The sequence below is a fragment of the Clostridium chauvoei genome (genome assembly GCF_002327185.1).
Classification (GTDB): Bacteria; Bacillota; Clostridia; order Clostridiales; family Clostridiaceae; genus Clostridium; species Clostridium chauvoei.
In genome coordinates this window covers 2,313,392-2,333,417 of sequence record NZ_CP018624.1, presented here as the reverse complement: position 1 = coordinate 2,333,417, position 20,026 = coordinate 2,313,392, and the positions used below count along the sequence as shown (strand labels likewise).

Annotated in this window: 21 protein-coding genes and 1 riboswitch; of the genes, 20 read left to right on the top strand and 1 reads right to left on the bottom strand. The window is 28.2% G+C overall.

Features of this window, described 5'->3' with window-relative positions:
- The first annotated feature begins 19 nt into the window (after positions 1-19).
- From buk to BTM21_RS10860, 11 genes are all read left to right on the top strand, one after another.
- The gene (gene buk / locus BTM21_RS10905) at positions 20-1,090 is read left to right on the top strand and encodes a butyrate kinase (RefSeq protein ID WP_021876994.1); all 1,071 of its coding nucleotides are present in this window, start codon (positions 20-22) and stop codon (positions 1,088-1,090) included.
- 168 nt (positions 1,091-1,258) lie between these two features.
- The gene (locus BTM21_RS10900; RefSeq protein WP_021876995.1) at positions 1,259-2,092 is read left to right on the top strand and encodes an AIM24 family protein; all 834 of its coding nucleotides are present in this window, start codon (positions 1,259-1,261) and stop codon (positions 2,090-2,092) included.
- A gap of 91 nt (positions 2,093-2,183) precedes the next feature.
- Complete coding sequence (locus BTM21_RS10895) at positions 2,184-2,480, top strand: YerC/YecD family TrpR-related protein (RefSeq protein WP_021876996.1); 297 nt, start codon at positions 2,184-2,186, stop codon at positions 2,478-2,480.
- A 164-nt stretch (positions 2,481-2,644) separates the two neighbouring features.
- On the top strand, positions 2,645-3,988 hold the full coding sequence (gene glmM / locus BTM21_RS10890; protein WP_021876997.1) for a phosphoglucosamine mutase: 1,344 nt from the start codon (positions 2,645-2,647) through the stop codon (positions 3,986-3,988).
- A 166-nt stretch (positions 3,989-4,154) separates the two neighbouring features.
- Positions 4,155-4,254: riboswitch (purine riboswitch) on the top strand.
- Positions 4,255-4,320: 66 nt separating this feature from the next.
- A complete protein-coding gene (add, locus tag BTM21_RS10885) occupies positions 4,321-5,313 on the top strand; it encodes an adenosine deaminase (protein ID WP_021876998.1) in 993 nt (330 codons plus the stop codon).
- 69 nt (positions 5,314-5,382) lie between these two features.
- Positions 5,383-5,553, top strand: a complete 171-nt coding sequence (locus BTM21_RS13725; RefSeq protein ID WP_021876999.1) for a hypothetical protein — start codon at positions 5,383-5,385, stop codon at positions 5,551-5,553.
- Positions 5,554-5,609: 56 nt separating this feature from the next.
- Positions 5,610-6,029 carry a tellurite resistance TerB family protein gene (locus BTM21_RS10880; protein ID WP_021877000.1) on the top strand — a complete coding sequence of 140 codons (420 nt, stop codon included), beginning with the start codon at positions 5,610-5,612 and terminating at the stop codon, positions 6,027-6,029.
- 226 nt (positions 6,030-6,255) lie between these two features.
- Positions 6,256-6,951 (top strand): ABC transporter ATP-binding protein, encoded by a 696-nt coding sequence (locus BTM21_RS10875; RefSeq protein WP_021877001.1) that lies wholly within the window; start codon positions 6,256-6,258, stop codon positions 6,949-6,951.
- On the top strand, positions 6,944-7,888 hold the full coding sequence (locus BTM21_RS10870) for a COG1361 family protein (RefSeq protein WP_079481059.1): 945 nt from the start codon (positions 6,944-6,946) through the stop codon (positions 7,886-7,888). The genes BTM21_RS10875 and BTM21_RS10870 overlap by 8 nt, the downstream gene beginning before the upstream one ends.
- A 2-nt stretch (positions 7,889-7,890) precedes the next feature.
- The gene (locus BTM21_RS10865) at positions 7,891-9,180 is read left to right on the top strand and encodes an ABC transporter permease (RefSeq protein WP_079481060.1); all 1,290 of its coding nucleotides are present in this window, start codon (positions 7,891-7,893) and stop codon (positions 9,178-9,180) included.
- A 104-nt stretch (positions 9,181-9,284) separates the two neighbouring features.
- Positions 9,285-10,913 (top strand): IS1182 family transposase, encoded by a 1,629-nt coding sequence (locus BTM21_RS10860; RefSeq protein WP_079481768.1) that lies wholly within the window; start codon positions 9,285-9,287, stop codon positions 10,911-10,913.
- A gap of 381 nt (positions 10,914-11,294) precedes the next feature.
- On the opposite strand, the gene BTM21_RS10855 is transcribed toward BTM21_RS10860, so the two are convergent.
- Entirely contained in the window at positions 11,295-12,734 is a 1,440-nt protein-coding gene (locus tag BTM21_RS10855; protein WP_079481061.1) for a DDE-type integrase/transposase/recombinase, read from the bottom strand.
- Between the two features lie 178 nt (positions 12,735-12,912).
- Between BTM21_RS10855 and BTM21_RS10850 the strand changes: the two genes are divergently transcribed.
- The 9 genes from BTM21_RS10850 to BTM21_RS10815 all read left to right on the top strand — a co-directional run bounded on the left by BTM21_RS10850 (position 12,913) and on the right by BTM21_RS10815 (position 20,006).
- Positions 12,913-13,365 carry a hypothetical protein gene (locus BTM21_RS10850; RefSeq protein WP_021874669.1) on the top strand — a complete coding sequence of 151 codons (453 nt, stop codon included), beginning with the start codon at positions 12,913-12,915 and terminating at the stop codon, positions 13,363-13,365.
- A gap of 103 nt (positions 13,366-13,468) precedes the next feature.
- Complete coding sequence (locus tag BTM21_RS10845; protein WP_021874670.1) at positions 13,469-13,708, top strand: GIY-YIG nuclease family protein; 240 nt, start codon at positions 13,469-13,471, stop codon at positions 13,706-13,708.
- Positions 13,709-13,785: 77 nt separating this feature from the next.
- Positions 13,786-14,331 carry a nuclear transport factor 2 family protein gene (locus tag BTM21_RS10840; RefSeq protein WP_079481062.1) on the top strand — a complete coding sequence of 182 codons (546 nt, stop codon included), beginning with the start codon at positions 13,786-13,788 and terminating at the stop codon, positions 14,329-14,331.
- A 72-nt stretch (positions 14,332-14,403) separates the two neighbouring features.
- Positions 14,404-14,715, top strand: a complete 312-nt coding sequence (locus BTM21_RS10835) for a DUF1540 domain-containing protein (RefSeq protein ID WP_021874672.1) — start codon at positions 14,404-14,406, stop codon at positions 14,713-14,715.
- A gap of 635 nt (positions 14,716-15,350) precedes the next feature.
- Positions 15,351-17,177: a glutamine--fructose-6-phosphate transaminase (isomerizing) gene (gene glmS / locus BTM21_RS10830; RefSeq protein WP_021874673.1), complete on the top strand. Its 1,827-nt coding sequence runs from the start codon at positions 15,351-15,353 to the stop codon at positions 17,175-17,177.
- A gap of 37 nt (positions 17,178-17,214) precedes the next feature.
- Positions 17,215-17,376: a hypothetical protein gene (locus BTM21_RS13800; RefSeq protein ID WP_021874674.1), complete on the top strand. Its 162-nt coding sequence runs from the start codon at positions 17,215-17,217 to the stop codon at positions 17,374-17,376.
- A gap of 250 nt (positions 17,377-17,626) precedes the next feature.
- Positions 17,627-17,842 (top strand): hypothetical protein, encoded by a 216-nt coding sequence (locus tag BTM21_RS10825; RefSeq protein WP_021874675.1) that lies wholly within the window; start codon positions 17,627-17,629, stop codon positions 17,840-17,842.
- Positions 17,843-17,845: 3 nt separating this feature from the next.
- Entirely contained in the window at positions 17,846-19,222 is a 1,377-nt protein-coding gene (locus BTM21_RS10820) for a PAS domain S-box protein (RefSeq protein WP_021874676.1), read from the top strand.
- A complete protein-coding gene (locus BTM21_RS10815) occupies positions 19,212-20,006 on the top strand; it encodes a sensor histidine kinase (RefSeq protein ID WP_311195404.1) in 795 nt (264 codons plus the stop codon). The genes BTM21_RS10820 and BTM21_RS10815 overlap by 11 nt, the downstream gene beginning before the upstream one ends.
- Positions 20,007-20,026: the final 20 nt, after the last annotated feature.

Genomic DNA, 20,026 nt, shown 5'->3' with positions numbered 1-20,026 from the left:
TATTAGGGGGAATGGGGATATGTCTTATAAATTATTAATAATAAATCCAGGATCTACATCAACTAAAATTGGAGTGTACGAAGGTGAGAAAGAAATTTTAGAGGAAACTTTAAGACACTCAGCTGAAGAAATTGCAAAATATCCAACAATATACGATCAATTTCAATTTAGAAAAGAAGTAATTTTAAATGTATTAAAAGAAAAGAATTTTGATATAAAAACATTAGATGCAGTAGTTGGTAGAGGTGGAATGCTAAAACCAATGGAAGGTGGAACTTATAAAGTTAATGAAGTTATGCTTGAAGATCTTAAAAATGGAGTTCAAGGACAACACGCTTCAAATTTAGGTGGAATACTTTCAAATGAAATCGGAAAAGAATTAGGAGTTCCAGCATTTATAGTAGACCCTGTAGTTGTAGATGAATTAAGTGATATTGCACGTATTTCAGGAGTACCAGATATTCCAAGAAGAAGTAAATTCCATGCTTTAAATCAAAAAGCTGTTGCAAAAAGATATGGAGAGGAGTCTGGAAAAGGGTACGAAAATTTAAATCTAATAGTAGTACATCTAGGAGGAGGAGTTTCAGTAGGAGCTCATAAAAATGGAAAAGTAATAGATGTAAATAATGCTTTAGATGGAGATGGCCCATTTTCACCAGAAAGAGCTGGTTCTGTACCAGTTGGGGACTTAATAAAATTGTGTTATAGTGGAAAATATACAGAAAAAGAAATTGCTAATAGAATGGTAGGAAAAGGTGGATTCGTAGCTTATTTAGGAACTAATGACGTTAGAGACGTTCTAAAAGCAATAGAAGAAGGAAATAAAGAAGCTAAACTAATTTATGATGCATTTATATATCAAGTTTGTAAAGCTATTGGGGAAATGTCAACAGTATTATATGGAAAAGTTGATGCTATTTTAGTTACTGGTGGAATTGCATACTCACAAAAAGTTATAGCAGATATAAAGAGTAGAGTAGAGTGGATATCCAAGATAGTACCATATCCAGGTGAAGATGAATTATTAGCATTAACTCAAGGAGCAATAAGAGTATTAGATGGAAAAGAAGAGGCTAAAGAATATAAATAAAATATATGTATAAATTTAATTTTAAAAAGGCAAAATAGAATTAAAGTCAATTTTATATTATTAAACATAGTTATATTGACTTAGGCATTATATCTTTTGATATAATGCCTTTAATTTTGTTTAAAAACAAGCTTCTATGGTAAAATTATCAATATAAGGAGGGGGATCATGAGAACTTCATTAAACATAAATAATAAACTAACAATGATATCAGAAATGAGAAATGACACAATATTTCAAGTTTTAGAATATGATGATTTAGAAGGGGCAAATAATTTAAGTACATCTATACAACTAGATTTTATGAAAAAATCTGGTGTAAAGCTAAAACAAGTAAGGATTATACTAGATGAAAGTGCTGTAAAGCTTGAAGCTGGTGCTCTTAGCTACATGAAAGGTGATATAGAAATAATAAATAAGGTAAATGGAGTTAGAGGTTTTGGTAAAAAGTTTTTCTCAAGTAAGGTTACAGGAGAATCTACATTTAAACCTATATTTCAAGGAAAAGGAGAAATTTTTCTTGAACCGAGTTTTGGACATTATGCACTCATAGAACTAGAAGATGAGGAAATAATAGTAGATGGTGGATTATTTTATGCTTGTGAGGAAACTGTAGACGTTAAAGCCACTATGCAAAAAAATATTTCAGCAATGGTATTTGGAGATGAGGGAGCATATCAAACCAAATTAAGTGGTAGTGGAATAGTATTATTAGAAATACCAATTCCAGAGCAAGAAATTTTAAGATGTAAAATGTATAAAGATACATTAAAGGTAGATGGAAATTTTGCTTTACTTAGAACTGCTAATATTGAATTTACAGTAGAAAAATCAGGAACATCTTTAATAGGAACAGCTTTAAATGGAGAAGGGCTATTAAATGTATATAGAGGAACTGGAGAAGTATGGTTGGCTCCAACAAAAGGCATATATGATGATTTAAATAAAAGAGGATTAAGTGGAATAATAAAGGTGTCAAAAGATCATGATGAAGACATATAAAATATTAAGTTTGCTTTAATTCAATACAGTTGTAAATTAATAAAGATATAGTTATAATTAATCTTGCAAAGGAAGATAAGAGGTGATTTGCATGAGTGAATTAGCAAGTAAATTGAAAAATGATGAATTAGATTTATTTTTTGAAGCTGTATTAAAGCTTGAAAATATAGAAGAATGCTATAATTTTTTTGAAGATGTAGCTACAATAAATGAATTAAAGGCATTAGCTCAAAGAATTCAAGTTGCTAATATGTTAAGAAAAAAAATGGTTTATACAGAAATAGCAGAGGATACTGGTGCAAGTACTGCAACAATAAGCCGAGTAAATAAATGTTTAAACTATGGAACTGGTGGATATAACTTAATATTAGATAGATTAGATAAATAAAATACATTAGTATAATGGGATATTACTTAACTTAAAAGAAAACAAATTATAGTTAAACGTTGTTACTTAATTTGTTATTAGTTGTCAATTCTAATAAAAAAATGTATACTAGGAATGTTAGATAGTATAATTAATAAACCATAGAAAAAGTGAGGTAAAAAATTATGGGTAGAATGTTTGGGACAGATGGAGTAAGAGGAATCGCAAATTCAGAATTAACAGCAGATCTAGCATATAGTTTAGGAAGAGCTGGAGCATATGTTTTAACTGAAGGTACTCACAAACCAAAAATATTAGTTGGTAAAGATACGAGAATATCTGGAGATATGTTAGAGGCAGCTTTAGTAGCTGGTATATTATCAGTAGGAGCAGAAGCTGTTATTTTAGGAGTAGTTCCAACACCTGCAGTAGCACATTTAACAAGAAAATATGGAGCTGATGCGGGCATAATGATTTCTGCATCACATAACCCTGTTGAATATAATGGAATTAAATTTTTCGATAATAAAGGATATAAATTACAAGATGAATTAGAAGACGAAATCCAAAGAGTAATCGAAACTGGATTTGAAGGTGTTCCAAGTCCAGTAGGGCATGATTTAGGAAAGTCAACAATTGAAGTAGGTGCCCTTGATGAATATATGGATTATGCAATGTCAACAGTAGCTGTAGATTTAAAGGGATTAAAGATTGCTTTAGATTGTGCTAATGGAGCTTGCTATAAAGCCGCAGTTAAATCATTTAGAGAATTAGGTGCTGAAGTTTATGTAATTAATGATAATCCAGATGGAACAAATATAAATGAAAAATGTGGATCAACACATCCAGAAGAATTAATGGATTATGTAGTAAGAAAGAATTGTGATTTAGGATTTGCCTTTGATGGAGATGCCGATAGATGTTTAGCTGTAGATGAAAAGGGAAATCTAATAAATGGAGATTTCATATTAACTTTATGTGCTAAATATTTAAAAGATTTAGGACAATTAAAAGATGATACTTTAGTTGTTACAGTTATGAGTAATTTAGGTTTAGATATTGCCTGCAATAAAGAAGGAATAAACCTTATAAAAACAAAAGTTGGAGATAGATATGTTCTAGAAGAAATGATAAAAGACGGCTATGTTTTAGGTGGAGAACAATCAGGACATATTATATTCTTAAATTATAATTCAACTGGAGACGGACTTGTTACTGCACTTCAAGTTGCAGCTATTAAAAAGAAAAGTGGAAAAACTCTAAGCGAATTAGCTGGAATAATGAAAGAATTACCACAAGTTTTAGTTAACGCTAAAGTGCCAAATGATAAGAAAAATATATACTTAGAAGATAAAGAAATAATCGAAGCTATTAAGAAAATAGAAGAAGATTTACACGGAGTTGGAAGAGTTTTAATAAGACCTTCAGGTACAGAACCTTTAGTTAGAGTTATGTTAGAAGGGGAAAATCAAGAAGAAATAGATAAGATGGCACATGGATTAGCTAATCTAATCTTAAGCAAAATTTAATTGATAAAAACTGTACTATTCATTAAGAAGTAGTACAGTTTTTTATTTAACAATATATTTCAATACTAATTAAAATATACTCTTAAATATAAATGATAATCTTGACACAGAATATAAAATTTATTATACTATTAAAAAAATAGCGAAAATTCGAAACGTTAAAAATGAATTTAATTGATAGAGACTTTGTATAACTCCAATGATATGGTTTGGGGGTTTCTACCAGGGACCGATAATTCCTGATTACGAAGAAGATACTTTTGTGTTTTCTTTGTAATCAGGAATTTTTTTATTTTTAAATGTCGAAATATAGATAAATGCGGGAGGTTAACATGGATTTATTAAAATTACCTAAAATAGAATTACACTGTCATTTAGATGGAAGCCTTAGACCAGAAACAATAGTTGATATAGCAAAAAAAGAGGGGATAGAGATACCATCTTTTGATATTGATACTATAAAAAAAGAACTTGTAGCTCCATTAGAATGTGAATCGCTAGATGAATATTTAAAAAGATTTTCACTTCCTAACTTAGTAATGCAATCAAAAGAAAATTTAAGAAGAATTTCATTTGAGCTTCTTGAAGATGCAGCAAAAGAAAATGTAAAATATATTGAAGTTAGATTTGCACCACTATTACATATTAACAAAGGATTGAGTTTAGAAGAAATAATAGAGAGTGTAATTGATGGGATAAACGATGCACAAAATAAATATGATATACAAGGACGTGTAATATTATCTTGCATGAGAACTATGGCACCAGATAGAGTATATGAAGTAATAGAAGCAGGTAGAAGATTCCTTGGAAAGGGAGTTGTTGCTGTTGATTTATGTGCATCAGAGGAAGCAGGATTTTGCGAAAAATTTGTAGAGCCTATTGCTAAAGCTAGAGAATATGGATATAGAGTGACTATTCATGCTGGAGAAACAGGAATTGGCAAAAATGTTTTAGATGCAGTTGAACTTTTAGGAGCAGAAAGAATAGGACATGGAGTTTTTATAAAAGATTGCGAAGATGCATATAAGATAGTTAAAGAAAAAGAAATTGTACTTGAAATGTGTCCAACTAGTAATGTACAAACAAAAGCTGTTAGAAGCTTTAATGAACATCCTATATATAATTTTCATAGAGATGGGATAAAAGTAACGTTAAATACGGATAATAGAACAGTATCAAATACAAATATGATTAATGAAATTAATATAGTGTCAAATGAATTCAAAATAAATAATGAAGATTATAAAAAGATATATTATAATAGCATAGATTCATGCTTTGCTGATTTAGATACAAAAAACAAACTTAAAGAATATATTTAATATAAAAATTTACTTAAAAGGCGTGATTAACACGTCTTTTTTAGTAGTAAATATAATAAGGAGAGAAATATGAGAATTATAAATAGTAGAGGATTAAGTGATAGAGGAAATCTAATAAATGAAGATATTTTTAATATAGAAGAAAATGCTGCATGGGTATCAGATGGATTTTCCCAATATTACGATACATTAAATATTGAGAAAGATAGTGATAGTTTTATTAAACTAGTTAAAGAATAAAGATATATGCTATAATTACTTTAATATTTAAATGGAACATTTAGGAGGTTAAAACAATGTTTTTAAATGAGTTAAATAAAGAATTAGCAATTGCGTACATAAACCTACTTATAGAATTTGCTTTAGTAGATGATAAAGTGGAAGAAAAAGAAAGAGAGTTAATTGAAAGATCCCTAAAAGAGATGAATTTAGAAAAATTAAATTTAAGTCAAATTAAGAGGGAAGAAACAATAAAACTTATTAAAGATGCTGGAGAAAGAGTTAAAAACATAGTTTTTTTTGAATTAACAAGAGTTGCTTTATCAGATGCAGAATATGAAATAGACGAAGTAGACTTCTTAGATGAATTAGCTTTAGAGTTTAATATTTCAAGAGCAAAGAGATTCCAAATGGCAAATTATTTCTTTAAACATTCAGAATATGATGAAGTAAATGAAGAGATAGCTAGAAAAGAAGCAGAAGAATTTTTAGATTAATTATATAACATATAAATAACCCATGAGATTAATTCTTATGGGTTATTATTTTGAAAAATAAATTAAGAAAAAAATAAGGAATTTTTAATTAAAACTTTAATAAAAATAAGATATAATTTTGAGATAAAAATTTTTATAACATTACAGAATAGTTACAAATGCAAAGGGATGTAACTACTATTTAATAAGATATGTTAAAATTAATTTATAATAAGGGGGTGAGCAGGTGAGTAAAATTGTTGAATGTAATGATATTAGCAAATCATTTAAAGTAGGTTCAATAAAAACTGATATACTTAAAGGAATAACTTTAAGTATAAATGAAGGTGAATTTGTTGCAGTTGTAGGTGAGTCAGGATCAGGAAAATCTACATTTTTAAATATATTAGGTGGATTAATGTCTGCAGATAAAGGAGACATATTCATTGGGGACGTTCAAGTAGATAAATTAGGTGAAAATCAATTAGCTTTATTTAGAAGAAATAACATGGGGTTTATATTTCAATCTTATAATTTAATGCCTCAATTATCAGCGCTTGAAAACGTTGAGATGCCACTTATTTTTTCAGGAGTTCCTAAAAAGGAGAGAATTAAAAGAGCAAAGGAAATGTTAGAAAGAGTTGGTTTAGGAGATAGAATTAATCATAAGCCTAGTGAGTTATCAGGAGGACAACAACAAAGAGTTTCTATAGCTAGAGCATTAATTAATAATCCTAAAATAATTCTAGCTGACGAGCCAACTGGTAATTTAGATAGTAAGACAAGCATTGAAATATTAGATTTATTAAAAGAACTTAACAGAAAATATAATATGACATTTGTAGTTGTAACACACTCTCATGTGGTTTATAACTATGCAGATAAAATTATTAAAATGGAAGATGGATTATTATGCAAAGAGGGGGATAAATATAATGAATAAAAAAATAGCAATAGTAGTAGCATTAACTACTTTACTAACAATGACTGGTGGATTAACGGTAGAAAAGGTTTTTGCAGCAGGAAAAATAGAGAGTAATACATCAGGTGGGGAAGAAACGGGATCTGGAAATAGTTCAGGAGGATCAGGTGGGATACAAACACCAGTAGTACCTACTAATAATGTTCAACCTAAAAAAGTTATAATAACTCAAGTGACACCTAGTAAAGCAGTGATATCACCAGGAGAAGAATTTTCACTAACATATAGAATAGAAAATATAAGTGGTGGAAGAATTGATGGATTATCATTAAAATTAGTTGGGGTAGAAGGTAAACCAGGGCTTGATGGGTTTACAGCAGTTGGAACAACAAATGAAATATATGCAGGAAGTATAGCTTATAATGATATAAAAGAAGTAACTATTAAATTAGTCAGTGATCCAGCATTAAAAACTGGTGTGTATAATTTCGTAACAAGTGTTACTTATAGTCAATTTGGAGCAGAGCAGGAAGAAATCTCAAAGATTTCTGGGATTACGTTAAGATCAGTACCAGATATTTCAGTAAATGGAGTTGAAGCCTTTCAGAATCAAGGAGGAAATACGTTAACAGGAACATTAGTTAATGATAGTAAAGTAAAAGTTAAAAATGTTAAAGTTAAAGCAAAGATAGGTAATGATACATACGAATATTCAGCAGGAACAATAGATGCTGAAAGTGATGGAGTATTTGAAATTTCTATCAATCCAGTAGATGTAGACACCCAAGGTGAGATAGATGTAACTTATGAAGATGCTAATGGGAATAAATATTCAGCTAAAGGAAACTGCATGGTGAAACCTATAGTTATGGAAGAGACTGATATAAGTAGTGATAAAGTTAAAAAAAGCGGAAAAATAATGAGCTTTTTAAAGAAGTTATTTAGAGTTGGGATATAATTATGAAATTTAGTGATTTAGTTCAAATCATATGGAGAAACATGTGGAAAAGACGTACCAGAACTATATTTACCATGAGTGGTGTAGTTATAGGATGTCTTGCAGTATTTATAATAAGTTCCATAACAAATGGATTCCAAAAGTATCTAACAGATGAGATGGAAAGCTTAATGGATACATCGGTTATAACTTTGATGCCCTATTGGGGAGAAAAAGGTGATGAAAAAGAAGATTCTAATAAAAAAACTAAACTAGATAGCAAATGTATAAATGAACTTAAAGAGCAAAATTTTATATTAGAAGTAATGCCTAAAAAATATACTTATGTAACTACTAAAATGAATAAAAAAGAAGGTCATGCAAGAGTATTAGCAACGGATTTTATATCAAATAAAGAAGAGGATTTATTATTTGGTAGATATCCTAGAAACGGAAGTAAAGAGATAGTTTTAGGCTATGAAAGCGCTAAAGAACTTTTAGGCTATACTTGGGAAGAAAAAGTTAAAAGTGATGATGAATTTAATAAACTAATAGGTAAAAATATGAAATTAGGAGTGGAAGCAGGATATGATGAAAAGGGAAATCCCTTAAATTCAAAAAAATTCACTGCAAAGATTGTTGGAGTATTAAGTAATGGTAAGATGGAATATAACTATTTAGTTCAAGCTCCAGTAAAATTTGTAGATAGTATTATAAAATCAAATGAACAGCTTCCAAAAGAAGAAATTGACAAACAATTAAACACATATGAAGAAATAGGCGTTAAAATTGATGATAAAAGTAAATTAGCAGAATATGAAGAAACATTAAAGTCTATGGGTTACTCAACTAGGTCATTTGTAGATTTTGAAAAACAAAGCAGAACTATGCTTTTAGGAGTAAGTTTAGTTCTTGGAACTTTAGCTGGAATATCTTTATTAGTTGCAGCATTAGGAATAACAAATACAATGGATATGGCTATATATGAAAGAAACAAAGAGATAGGAGTAATAAAAGTTATTGGTGGAAGTCTAAATGATGTTAGAAAGATTTTCGTTGGAGAAGCTTGTGCTATATCATTAACAGGTGGAGTTATATCTATTATATTGGGTGTAATAGTTGATTTAATAATTAATTATGTAGGAAAATCAGTAACACAATCAATGATGGGACAAACTATTCCGGCAATAGCTATACCAAGTTTAGGATTAGTTGTAGGTATATTAACATTTAGTTTATTTATAGGATTTATAGCTGGAATAATTCCAGCCAATAAAGCTGCAAAAACAGATGTAATAACAGCAATTAGATAATTAAAAGGGGCTGTCGCACTAAATAATAGTGCACAGCTCCTTTTTGATGCAAAAAAAATAAATCCCAAACTCAATAGTTTAGGATTTATGGTAAAATGTTTTTTATGCAACTAAAAAATATTTTACAACAAAATTATACTGTAAATCGAAAGTTTTATCAATTAAAACTTCCTTTTGATATAGATTGCATAATTTCAGAAAATGATTCGGTGAGATTACTAAGTCAGTTTGTAGAGGAGATGGATTTAACTGACCTATATTCTACTTATTCTAAAATAAGAGAAAATCAAGTATCGCCAACGAACATGTTAAAGATTGTGCTTTATGGATATATGAATGGTTTCTATTCTTCACGAGATATAGAAACAGCATGTCTTAGAGATATAAATTTTATGTTTTTACTCGAAGGGGCATCTGCTCCGGATCACTCAACATTTGCAAGATTTAGAAGTTTACATTTTGCTCCATGTGCTGAAAAGATATTGGCTGAAATGTCTAATTTTCTTTATGAGATTGGAGAAATATCAGGCAGATCAATATTTATTGATGGTACTAAAATAGAAGCTTATGCAAATAAATATACATTCGTTTGGAAAAAAGCTGTGACAAAAAACATGGCTAAATTATTAACAAAAATAGCCGACCTTGTAAAAGAATGCGAAGAACTTTATGGTATTAAATTGATTTATAAAAATAAAGTTCAAATGAGGCACGTAAAAAAGCTAAAGAAAAGGCTTTATGAATTAAAGAAAATTGAAACTATTGAATTCGTCCACGGATGTGGTAAAAGAAAATCACCACTTCAAAAATCTATAGAGAAGCTTGAAGAGTATCTTTCAAAATTCAAAGAATATAACCAAAAAGTATACACCTGCGGAGAAAGAAATAGTTATTCAAAAACAGATAATGACGCTACTTTTATGAGAATGAAAGAAGATGCTATGAAAAATGGTCAACTTAAACCTGCTTATAATGTACAACACGGTGTTGATGCAGAATATATTTCGTGGCTTACTGTGGGACCACAGCCAACAGATACTACTACATTAATACCCTTTTTAAAAAGTATGGAATGGCATCTAAATTTTAAATATTCAAAAATAGTTGCTGATGCTGGCTATGAAAGTGAAGAGAATTACTCATTTATTGAGGATAATAATCAAATAGCATTTATTAAACCTTCTAATTATGAAATATCAAAGACAAGAAAGTATAAGAATGATATTGGCAGAATAGAAAATATGGATTATGACGCTGAGAATGATTTATTTATTTGCCAGAATGGTAAGACTCTAAAAGTCAATGATATAAAGTTCAAGAAATCTAAAACAGGATATGAAAGTGAAAAAACAATTTATTCATGTGAGGACTGTAGTAATTGTAGCTTTAAGAGTAAATGTATTAAAGGAAATAATTCTAAAATTCCATTGGGGGAAAGAACTAAGAAACTTGAAACTTCAAAAAAGTTTAATCGTCAAAGAAAAGAAGATTTAGAAAGAATTATTACTGATGAAGGCATCTTACTTAGAATGAATAGAAGTATTCAAGCAGAAGGCTCTTTTGCACAAGTAAAACATGATATGAATTTCAGAAGATTTATGTGTCGTGGTCAAAAGAATGTTTTAGCAGAAAGCATCCTAATTGCTATGGCTCATAATGTTAATAAATTACATAACAAAATACAATCTAACCGAACTGGTAAGCATTTATTTGAGCTAAAAGAAGCTTTATAGTTAAATTTTTTAAGTCTTTTTTATTAGCTTTATTAAAGTGCGTCTATTTTTAAATAGAGTTTATTTATATTATAAAATGTGTAATAAATTTTATAAAAATATAGAAAAGGAGCTATCGCTAGCGGATTTTTTTACCCGCTATGCGACAGCCCCTTTTTAAAAAGTTTAGTATAAAAAATAAAACATATCGTAAAATAACTTTATAATATATTAAATCATTAGATAGTGTAAAGTTTCGTATGAAAAAATAGCTTATGGCTAATTTGGAATAATAGTTAAAAATATCTTTATAATATCTAAGAAAATTTTAAAATTGAATATGCTAAAAAGACCTTCGGTAACGGAGGCAAAAACTTAATCAATATTTGATTTTATGATTTATCAAGAAGTTTGTGATTCTTGCATATGTAATATGGTTTGTTGACCGAGACTGATAAGAATTTGCCACTTTGCAGACATATTGTCAATACCATCTAGTTGCTTTAATTCGTTTAAAGGACGCCAGTAATTGTAAGGATGCGGGCGTAAGAAGTTGTAATAAGCAACCCAAAGGGAGAAGCCATAAAGAGCACCTTCATCACTTCCATAACCACAGGTACCCCTGTAGGAAGATTTAAAGGTACGGTTTAAACGCTCTACAACTTGCTTAACCCAACGAAATTCTTCAGATACTGGATCATCGTTAGTAAGTCCGATAACTTGAGTTAGATTAAATTCTTTATTTTTTTCTAATTCAAATTGTTGCTTCGCTAACGGATATGAACTGTAACCATCGGCAACGAAGTTTAAAGATTTTCCAGGGAAGTCTTTAAACTTATCAAAAGCCATACGCATTGCTAGTATACAAGGGCCAGTATCTCTTGTATCAGATACTTGATAACCTAGAATAGACCTTTTACAAGCATCCATTACAATCCAGACATAATGCTTAATGCCTTTTACTTTTATATAAGTTTCATCGGCAGAAAGTATTTTAGAGGGTTTGTAATCAAAGGTATCAACAAACGGCTTAATAACAGCAGCTGCTGTTAGAGCATAATTAGCAACAGTTCTATGTGAAATTTTTATTCCATGAACTTCTTTTAAAACATGAGCTGTTTGTCTTGTAGACATTTTACAATTAACGTGATAAGTCAAGCATAGTTCCATTATATGCGGGCTAAACTTCTTAAAACTAAATCCGGTAGCATGTTTTGATATTGGATATAGATCCATTTTAAAGAAGTTAATATTAAATTCACGATATATGTAATGAAGCTTATACTTGTATTTATCACAAGGATCAATATTCTTTGGAAGATTCTTAAGATTTCTTTGATAGTATAAGCATTTAGAATTATTGCATTTATGTATTTTAAAGTGCTTGCGTTGCTTTTGTTCCGTAAGCGTAGCACCGCAATAAGGACATATAAATACTATTGGTTTAGTTGTGTGATTAGTTTCTTTAAATGTAAGACCACAAACTTTACATTGAAACTGTCCTTTACTGCCATTGTTATCGTATATATATTCATGTGGTGCACCACACTTAGGACATTTAGTTTTTTTAGGGATAGACTTCCCGTTCCGTCTTTGGACGGGTTTTACGGTCTTGTTATATTTATGTTTGTAATAAGCTAAAAGTAATATATAGTCTACCTTTTCAAATCTAATAATTGTGGGTAGCTTATCTACTTTGAATTTTTGGTATTCTGGACTATTAGAATCATCAAATATCATCTGGTTAAGTGGAATATGTTTTGAGATGAATAAAAGTAATTGACCGATAATGGCAATTAAATATTGATTATAAGTAATTAAATAAGTTATAATTGAATCCATAATAACGACATCCTTTCATGTGTGATTTTGTTTGGTTAGAGATTCAATTTTAACATGAAATTAGGGGGTCGTTATTTTTTTATACAAAAAAACTGGCGAAACCTTGATATATAAAGATTTAAAAAGAAAAGTAGTGTAAAAAACTTTACACTAACAATCATTATTAGGAGGTAAATAAATGAAAAGATTTGCTTTAGTAACCTTAATAATTGTAATGACAAGTAGTATAGTAGGATGTACTAATAAGAAAGTAGAGCAACCACCAGTAAATGAAAACCAAGCGCAATCAAGTGATCAAGGATCACCACAACAAAATACTCCACAAAGTGATAGTAATATAATAGAAAAGAGTAAAGATGATATAAAAGATTTATATGAAGATTTAAAGGATGAGTTAAAAGAGCAAAAAAATAATTTTAATAGCAAAGAATGGGATGAATTCACAAAAGAATTTAATGAAGAAAAAAATAAAGTTAAAGATGTAGTAAAAGATAATTATTTAAACGAAGCAATAACTCATTTAGAAGAATTATATACTGAATATGATACTGCTATTAAAGAACAAAAAGATATAAACAAAGAAAGAATCGAATCAATAAAGACTAAAATTGAAGAAATTCTTAAAAAGTAAGTTTCAAAAGACCTAGAGGAATTTAATCTAGGTCTTCTTTTATTTTTTAGTAAGTAAGATATATAATATATGTAATTATAAGGTTAAAGTTTAGGAGATAACTATGAACTATGTATATATATTAAAATGTGTAGATGGAACTTTATATACTGGATGGACAAATAATTTAGAAAAGAGGCTAAAAGCTCATTCATCAGGAAAAGGGGCGAAATATACAAGGTGTAGATTACCGGTAGAACTAGTATATTATGAAGTATATGAAGATAAAATTAGTGCTATGAAAAGAGAATATGAAATAAAGAAACTAAAAAGAAATGAAAAATTAGAGCTAATAAAAAAATAGTTGGTAAAGGAAAAGACTTGAAATTTACATAATAATTGGATAAAATTGTAAATATAAGTCTGGAGGGATCAGCTAGTATGAGATTAAAAAAATTTATGATATTAATTAATATTTCTATATGTATTTTAATTTTAGTAGGATGTGGACAAGATGTAAGTAAAAATCCACAAGAAGTGACCTTAGCATTTACAGATGCACTTTATGGAGGAGATTTTAAAATGGCAGATACTTATTTAAAATATCCTAAATATAATAAACTGACAAATAATGATGAAAAGTTAAAAGGTATGTACGAAACATTATTTAAAAAATCTAAAATTGAAATATTAGATGCAATAGAAAATGATAATTTGGCTACAATAAAAGTAAAAGTTAACTCTATAGATTTACAACAGGTAGAAAAATATATATTAACAAATACTCCTAAAATACTTAGGGAGAATAAAATAGAAACTACTGGAGATGAAGCAGATGAAGTTTTATATAAAGAAACTATAAATAAGATTAATGATTCTTCTACTGGTATTAAAGAAACAGAAGTAAATATATATTTAGAAAATGAAGATAAGAAGTGGAAGATAACAGATGAGAGTGAATTAATAACAGCAATGGAAGGGAATTAGATTATATAATAGAATAATTTTAAATACTTCTCTTAATAATATAAATGTAATAATATTAAGGAGGAATTAGTAATGCCAAAATTAAATTGTTGTGCTAATAATTGCACACATAATAGTGAAAATTATTGTTGTAGAAATCAAATAGATGTTGGTGGAGAAAATGCAACACATTCTGGAGGAACTTGTTGTGAAAGTTTCCAAGAATCAGATGGATCATTTACAAATAGTATCCAAAGTCCAAATACAAATTTATCAATAGCATGTAATGCTACAAATTGTATTCATAATAGTAATTGTCAATGTGACGCAGAATCAGTATCTGTAAGTGGAGTTTCAGCTTGTACTTCAGAACAAACTGAATGTAGTAGTTTCTACGCTAGATAATATAAATGCTATCTTTTTAAAATTTAAAGAGATAGCATTTTTTTTATGTAAAGGATAACTTGCTATAAACATAGGTATATTGGTATAGACATCTACATGTATAGTTGTTAATAATAGAAAACAGGAGAAAAACAAAGTAAATTAAATTTAATTATTGTAAATAAAGAAATTTAACGAAAAATACTTGATTTTGAATAAAAAAGTGTTAAAATAAGTGTATCTTTTAATTATAAATGCATAAAATATAGTATTAAAATTAATAGATAAAATTAATAAAAGCGCCAGGACTTAAGGATTTGAATTTTAAAATGAAACTTAGCTAAAGCTAAGTAAGTTCGCTTAACCAAATCATAGATTTGGAATTTTAAGATGAAACTTAGCGAAGGCTAAGTAAGTTCGCTTAGCCAAATCATAGATTTGGAAGCTCACTTAAGTTGACGAGGTTGGGGAGTATCGAGACTTCGGCGGGTGCCCCACGGTATCGCACTACCGTTAACGGTTAATAAAACTATGAAGTGATTTATAGCACAATATTAACTTGGTGTAAAAACCTTCAACAGAAGATTATAAAGGTTTAATCTTTGTTGTAATAAAATAAATTAAAAACATTTAGGAAAAAGGAAGGAAGATTTTTTATGTGCGGAATAGTTGGATTTGTAGGAAATAGAGAAGCATCTCCTATATTAGTAGAGGGATTATCAAAACTAGAATATAGAGGATATGACTCAGCAGGAGTTGCGGTTTTAGAAAATAAAGAAATAAAGGTTAGAAAATTTAAGGGACGTCTTAAAAATTTAGAAGAAAACCTTAATGAACAACCAATAGATGGACATATAGGAATAGGACACACTAGATGGGCGACTCATGGAGAACCATCAGATGTAAATTCACATCCTCATAGTAATGGAGATGCGACAATAAGTGTAGTTCACAATGGAATAATTGAAAACTATATTAAATTAAGAGAATGGTTAACATCAAAGGGATATGAATTCCAATCAGAAACTGATACAGAAGTTATACCTAACTTAGTTGATTACTACTATAATGGTGATTTATTTGAAGCTGTTACAAAAGCAACAGCTAAAATGGAAGGAAGCTATGCAATTGGTGTTATTTGCAAGAATGAACCAGATAAGCTTATAGCAGTTAGAAAAGATAGTCCATTAATAGTAGGAATAGGAGAAGGCGAATACTTCATAGCTTCAGATATTCCAGCAGTTCTTGGATACACAAGAGATGTTTATCTTTTAGAAGATAAAGAATTTGTAATTTTAACTAATGATGGTGTTGAACTTAAAACAGAAGATGGAGAAAAGATTGAAAAAGAAGTTTATCATGTAACTTGGGATGTTGATGCAGCTGAAAAGGGTGGATATGAAGATTTCATGCTTAAAGAAATTCATGAACAGCCAAAAGCTATAAAAGATACTCTTTCATCAAGAATATCTCATGATCATAAAGTATCATTAGAAAATATAGAAATAACAAAAGAAGAGTTAGAAGCATTTGATAGAGTATTTATAGTTGCTTGTGGAACTGCTTATCATGCTGGATTATTAGGAAAAGTAGCAATTGAAAGATTAGCTAAAATTCCAGTTGAGGTTGATATAGCTTCAGAATTTAGATATAGAGATCCATTAATAACAGAAAAGTCACTATTAATAGTAATAAGTCAATCAGGTGAAACAGCAGATACATTAGCAGTTTTAAGAGATGCTAAGAGAATAGGTGCAAAAGTTTTAGCTGTAACTAATGTAGTAGGAAGCTCAGTTTCAAGAGAAGCTCATCATGTTTTATATACATGGGCAGGTCCTGAAATAGCTGTTGCATCTACAAAAGCTTATGAAACTCAACTTATAGCAATGTATATAATAGCAATGTATTTTGGAGAAACAAAGGGTGTTTTATCAGAAGAAATGGCTAAAGAGTTAAAAGATGAGTTATTAAGCTTACCAGATAAGGTAGAAGAAATATTAAAACAAAAAGATGAATTACAAAAGTTCGCTTCAAAGAACTATATGGATAAAGATTTATTTTTCTTAGGAAGAGGAGTAGATTATGCAGTTGCATTAGAAGGATCATTAAAGTTAAAAGAAATATCATATATTCATTCAGAAGCTTATGCTGGTGGAGAATTAAAACATGGTCCTATAGCATTAATAGAAAAAGGAACTCCTGTAATTGCTTTATTAGCAGAAGATAAATTAAAAGAAAAAATGATAAGTAATATAAGAGAAGTTATTACAAGAGGGGCTAGAGTTTTATCAATAGCTAATATAGGAGATAAAGAAGCTGAACAAGTATCAGAAGATGTAATCTATATACCAAAAACAAACTCATTATTATCACCAGTATTATCAGTAGTACCATTACAATTAATATCTTATTACATGGCAAAACAAAAGGGTTGTGATGTTGATAAGCCAAGAAATCTTGCGAAATCAGTAACAGTAGAATAATAACTAATTCTAAAAATATGTTAATGGGGTGTAAAATATGAAAGATGAATTAATGAGATTATTAGACGAGTATAAAGAGACAGAATTTGCAATGGAAAAATATATGGGTTTATTAGATGAAAAAGATTATGCACAGGGAAAATTAGATATTGTAAAAATAATAATATCAGACCTTGAAAATCTTGTGAAAGAAATTTAAATAAATATTTTATAAAGAGTTATACATTTTGGAAGAGATGTATAACTCTTTTTTTATGAAGTTAAATTAAAATTTAATTTCACGAAAAAAATATAAAAACAAAAAAATATTCAGAAAAATATATAGCAATAATCTACTTTAACTGATAAAAATGGTATAATTAAATATGTAATTTATTATATGTTAGTAAAATAGAGGATATTTTGACAATAGAGTAATGACAATTTCATAGGAGAAGTGGAGGGATATAATGACGTTTAGTTTAGCGGAAAAAAAAGAAAATAAAGAACTAAAACATATAATTATAACTATAATAGCAAGTATAGCCTTAGTTACCATCGCTTTAATCATTAAATTTTTCTTTACGAAAGGTATCGAAGGCCCTAAAATAGCATTTCTAAATAATATAGAGGCTATAAACGATACATTAGCCATAATATCTATATTAAGTTGTTGGTTATATTAATATATGCATAAGAAACCTATATTTTTTATAATTACGTTAATATATATTAGTTTTGGAGTAGAGTATATTTATGTAAGTTTATTTTTAAGTGAAAGTAAAGAGAGTCTTTTAGGAATAGTTCCAGTATTAATATCAACATATTTATTTAGAAGTATTTTGATATTATTTACTATACTAAAAAGTAACAAGATAACAGAAAAATTATGTAGAAATAAAATGATATCAATTATTCTTACATCTATAGTTACTATAGGTTTGTTAAGTGCAGAAGTAAATTATATTAATTTAAATTCAATAAGGGAAAATTCTAATTTTGTTATATTTATGTCTGTAATTATGATAATATATCATTTTTTTATTTTATCTATTTTAGCACTAAGAAGTATTGAAGAGGTAGAATTTATATATACCATAATAATATCAAGTATAAGTATTTTTACAATAAAGAGAATTTATAGTTTAGGCCATTGGAATGGTCATAACTGTTATATAAGTTCAGTATGTAAACTACTAACTTTCTTAGGGTTTTTCATCCTTTTAGTAGGAGTGTTTATAGAAATTATAAGAAAAGTAAGAGAAAATGAATTATTAAAACAAGAACTTAAAGTTTTTTATGACCTTACTGAATACAATCAACATAATAATGTTGTTATATTTAATGGAGAAAAGAAACCAGTATATGCTAATGCTCGTGTACGATATTCTAGTAGTAAATTTTCAACGAAAAATGTAAAAAAATTAAGCTGTTTAGAAAATTTAAGCTTAAATAAAATTTCAGAAGAACAATCTAATGTAATATATGATAGAGTTACTAAAGATAGTTTTTATAAAGGCGTTGTACTATGTGAAAATAATAATGCTTTGAAACTAGATGTACAAAAAATTAAAGTTAACACAGCTGATGAGGTTTTTGTTGCAACTTATAGGGATATAACTAAAGATTATAAAATGAATGAACAATTGAAAATTAATGAAAGTAAGCTTAAAAGTATAACTGAAAATATAAAAGATCTAATATTAATGATAGATATGGATGAAAATATTACTTATGTAAATAATGCTGTTATTGAATTATTAGGTTATAAAAAAGAAGAGCTTTTAAATAGTAAATATTCATTAATACTAGAAAAGAAAAATTCAATTGATATAATATCAAAAAATTTAAAGGAGAGTCCTTATAAAGAACATAAGTTAATATGTAAAAATAATAAAGAAATATATGTAGAATCTATAATAAGTCAAGTTGAAAGTAATAACGTTGAATCAGCAGGATATATTATTGTAGCAAGAGATTTAACTTATAGAAATGAACTTGAGAGCTTAAAGATAAAATATAAAGAGATGAAAGAATACGAAAGAATACGAAAGAATACGAAATGAGTTTTTTGCAAATCTATCTCATGAAGTTAGAACACCAATCAATATTATATATTCTTGTTTACAACTTTTAAATAAACAAAAATCTAATGGGAATAAAGCTTTAGGTAATTATTATGAGAAATATGAAACTACAATGAGACAAAATTGTTTTAGAATGTTACGACTTGTAAATAATTTAATAGATATGACTAAAATAGATTCAGGGTTTATGAAAATGAATTTTAATAATTATAATATAGTAAACTTGGTAGAAGACATTACACTATCAGTAGTTCCTTATGTAGAATCTAAAAAGATAAATATAATGTTTGATACTGAATTTGAAGAATTAGATATAAAATGTGATCCAGATAAGATAGAAAGAGTAGTATTAAATGTAATATCTAATGCTGTTAAATTTACTGAAAATAATGGGAATATATTGGTATATATTTCAGCAGATGAAGAATGGGTAAAAATAAGCATTAAAGATGATGGAGTTGGTATTCCGTATGAAATAAGGGGATTTATTTTTGAAAGATTTGTACAAAATGATAAATCTTTAAATAGAGGAACAGAAGGAAGTGGAATAGGGTTAGCGCTTGTTAAATCTTTAGTAGAGCTTCATGATGGAAAAGTATATTTAGAAGATAATAATGAAAAAGGAAGCGAATTTGTAATAAAGCTACCTAATGTAACTATTGATACACCTAAGTATGAAGAAAAAGATATGATTTCTAACGTATCTAAGCCAATTGCAGAGAGAATATCTATAGAGTTTTCAGATATATATGATATTGTTTAATATAAAAACTTAATAGAAAG

What these genes read in the sequence shown, in the direction of transcription:
- buk (WP_021876994.1), top strand. Translation starts at nt 20, where the DNA reads ATGTCTTATAAATTATTAATAATAAATCCAGGATCTACATCAACTAAA.
- BTM21_RS10900 (WP_021876995.1), top strand. Translation starts at nt 1,259, where the DNA reads ATGAGAACTTCATTAAACATAAATAATAAACTAACAATGATATCAGAA.
- BTM21_RS10895 (WP_021876996.1), top strand. Translation starts at nt 2,184, where the DNA reads ATGAGTGAATTAGCAAGTAAATTGAAAAATGATGAATTAGATTTATTT.
- glmM (WP_021876997.1), top strand. Translation starts at nt 2,645, where the DNA reads ATGGGTAGAATGTTTGGGACAGATGGAGTAAGAGGAATCGCAAATTCA.
- add (WP_021876998.1), top strand. Translation starts at nt 4,321, where the DNA reads ATGGATTTATTAAAATTACCTAAAATAGAATTACACTGTCATTTAGAT.
- BTM21_RS13725 (WP_021876999.1), top strand. Translation starts at nt 5,383, where the DNA reads ATGAGAATTATAAATAGTAGAGGATTAAGTGATAGAGGAAATCTAATA.
- BTM21_RS10880 (WP_021877000.1), top strand. Translation starts at nt 5,610, where the DNA reads ATGTTTTTAAATGAGTTAAATAAAGAATTAGCAATTGCGTACATAAAC.
- BTM21_RS10870 (WP_079481059.1), top strand. Translation starts at nt 6,944, where the DNA reads ATGAATAAAAAAATAGCAATAGTAGTAGCATTAACTACTTTACTAACA.
- BTM21_RS10865 (WP_079481060.1), top strand. Translation starts at nt 7,891, where the DNA reads ATGAAATTTAGTGATTTAGTTCAAATCATATGGAGAAACATGTGGAAA.
- BTM21_RS10860 (WP_079481768.1), top strand. Translation starts at nt 9,285, where the DNA reads ATGCAACTAAAAAATATTTTACAACAAAATTATACTGTAAATCGAAAG.
- BTM21_RS10855 (WP_079481061.1), bottom strand. Translation starts at nt 12,734, where the DNA reads ATGGATTCAATTATAACTTATTTAATTACTTATAATCAATATTTAATT.
- BTM21_RS10850 (WP_021874669.1), top strand. Translation starts at nt 12,913, where the DNA reads ATGAAAAGATTTGCTTTAGTAACCTTAATAATTGTAATGACAAGTAGT.
- BTM21_RS10845 (WP_021874670.1), top strand. Translation starts at nt 13,469, where the DNA reads ATGAACTATGTATATATATTAAAATGTGTAGATGGAACTTTATATACT.
- BTM21_RS10840 (WP_079481062.1), top strand. Translation starts at nt 13,786, where the DNA reads ATGAGATTAAAAAAATTTATGATATTAATTAATATTTCTATATGTATT.
- BTM21_RS10835 (WP_021874672.1), top strand. Translation starts at nt 14,404, where the DNA reads ATGCCAAAATTAAATTGTTGTGCTAATAATTGCACACATAATAGTGAA.
- glmS (WP_021874673.1), top strand. Translation starts at nt 15,351, where the DNA reads ATGTGCGGAATAGTTGGATTTGTAGGAAATAGAGAAGCATCTCCTATA.
- BTM21_RS13800 (WP_021874674.1), top strand. Translation starts at nt 17,215, where the DNA reads ATGAAAGATGAATTAATGAGATTATTAGACGAGTATAAAGAGACAGAA.
- BTM21_RS10825 (WP_021874675.1), top strand. Translation starts at nt 17,627, where the DNA reads ATGACGTTTAGTTTAGCGGAAAAAAAAGAAAATAAAGAACTAAAACAT.
- BTM21_RS10820 (WP_021874676.1), top strand. Translation starts at nt 17,846, where the DNA reads ATGCATAAGAAACCTATATTTTTTATAATTACGTTAATATATATTAGT.